Here is a 1,745-nt window from a genome sequence, read left to right as displayed (position 1 = left end):
ACAACACCACCGGCTGACCCGGTGGCCCGCCGCGCTGCAACCACAGATACGATTTGGACTGGGCAGCCTTGCCCGATTCCTTGAGTACCTGCACCGTGGTCTCGTCCATCTGGATCAGATCATGGGCCAGAAGCTGGTCCCGCAACAGGTTGATCAGGGGCTGTACCAACTGACCCGCCCGGATCATCCAGTTCGCCAGCGTGGCGCGGGGGATGTTGACGCCGATGCGCTGCAGGATGGTCTCCTGACGGTAGAGAGGCAAAGCATCCTGGTACTTGGAGACGGTAATGTGAGCCAAGAGGCCCGGGGAGGCCATGCTCTTCGGAATGGGCTGTGCCGGCAAGGCTGCGGTACGGATGCACTGGCCGCAGTCGCAGGCGTATTGCCGGCGGACGTGGCGGATTACCCGGATGGTTGCGGGCACGATGTCCAGCTGCTCCGAGGTGACCTCGCCAATGACCTTCAGCGCCTGGCCGTCATGGGGGCAGTTCAGATCGTCCCCGGCCAGCTCATAGACCACCTCAGTCCGGGGCAGCGTTTCGGGCAGCGGCTTGCGGCCACGCTTTTTGCGGGCATGCGCCGGGACGTCGATGGTGTCCTCGGTATCGTCCTCAACAGGCGCCGCCTGTGCATCGACCTCGGCTTCGTTGAACAGCCTGATCTGGTCGGGTGAGAGCTTTTCGCTACTGGCGGCATAGCGACGCGCTAGCGCCAGGTTGAGTTGTTCCTGCAGAGTAAAAATCCTGGCTGACTGGCGTTTGTTCTCGTCTTCCAGCTCAGCCAACCGTGCCTGCTGCTCGGCTTTTTCCGCCATCTGTTGCGCCACCAGGGCCTGCAACGCGGCGACCGTCGAGGGCAGTTTTGTAGGGGTTTCCGGCATGCGCGCATTATACCGCTAATGCACGGAATACCCTATAAAAACAGCTATAAAACCGTACTGAAGGTGCGCTTGGCGTGCGGCTTCAGCTGGGTGATATCGTAGCCATCCAGCAACCAGTTCAGCTGCTGGATGCTGAGCGTGACCACAGGCTCCTGACGCGTGCGCGGCCAGTGGAAACGGTCCTGTTCCAAGCGCTTCTGCCACAGGCAGAAGCCGTTGGTCTCCCAGTAGAGTATCTTGATACGGTCACGGCGGCGGTTGCAGAACACGAACAGCTGCTCCGAGAACGGGTTGAGTTCCAGCGCCTGCTCGACCAGTACCGCAAGCCCGTTAATGCCTTTGCGGAAGTCAATCGGGTTACGGTGCAGGTAGACCTCAAGATTTTGGTTGCTGGGACGCATCATGACAGTGACGCCGCGGCGTGTAGGATCGTCTGCAGCGCCTTGCCATCGACCGCGCCACTGAAATTGACGGTCGTGCCGTTGGGCAGTTGCACGCTCCATTGCGCTGTTGGCGGCAATGGCGCCACCTGCACCCGGGCAAATGGTGCGGTGATCGGGGTCTTTGGGGCACCCCGCTGCGCGAGATCTTTGCGGGCGCTGTACATGGCTTTTACACTGAGGCCATGAGCCTGCGCGTAATCTTTCGTGGTTTGATTGGCTTTGGCACAAGCGCGCAGATGCTCGAGCCAGAACTGCTGGCGTTCGGTGAGTTCGGTCTGGGTGTCGTGTGCAGCGGCGTCGCTGCTGACGGATAATTGAGAAACCTCTGACATGGGGCAGGCCCTCCGGGGCTGATGATTCGGAGGGTGCAGCTTGCACAGTTCAGGGCGGCGCTGGCAGGGTGTGGTTCGCTAAGCGTTTAC

3 protein-coding genes are annotated in these 1,745 nt (G+C 61.0%); all 3 read right to left on the bottom strand.

Annotated features, from left to right (window positions below):
* Positions 1-880, bottom strand: an 880-nt coding sequence (tnpC, locus tag G533_RS23085; RefSeq protein WP_035529336.1) for an IS66 family transposase, incomplete at its 3' end; no start/stop codon positions are given.
* A gap of 44 nt (positions 881-924) precedes the next feature.
* Complete coding sequence (tnpB, locus tag G533_RS0119280) at positions 925-1,284, bottom strand: IS66 family insertion sequence element accessory protein TnpB (protein WP_144079969.1); 360 nt, start codon at positions 1,282-1,284, stop codon at positions 925-927.
* Positions 1,281-1,655, bottom strand: a complete 375-nt coding sequence (gene tnpA, locus G533_RS23080; RefSeq protein ID WP_035529333.1) for an IS66 family insertion sequence element accessory protein TnpA — start codon at positions 1,653-1,655, stop codon at positions 1,281-1,283. Before tnpA ends, tnpB begins: the two co-directional genes overlap by 4 nt.
* Positions 1,656-1,745: the final 90 nt, after the last annotated feature.

Source organism: Haliea salexigens DSM 19537 (genome assembly GCF_000423125.1).
In the GTDB taxonomy this organism is placed as follows: domain Bacteria; phylum Pseudomonadota; class Gammaproteobacteria; order Pseudomonadales; family Halieaceae; genus Haliea; species Haliea salexigens.
This window is presented reverse-complemented; position numbering and strand designations above follow the sequence as displayed.

Excerpts from the sequence above, each read along its gene's own strand:
- tnpB (WP_144079969.1), bottom strand. The coding sequence starts at position 1,284 with ATGATGCGTCCCAGCAACCAAAATCTTGAGGTCTACCTGCACCGTAAC.
- tnpA (WP_035529333.1), bottom strand. The coding sequence starts at position 1,655 with ATGTCAGAGGTTTCTCAATTATCCGTCAGCAGCGACGCCGCTGCACAC.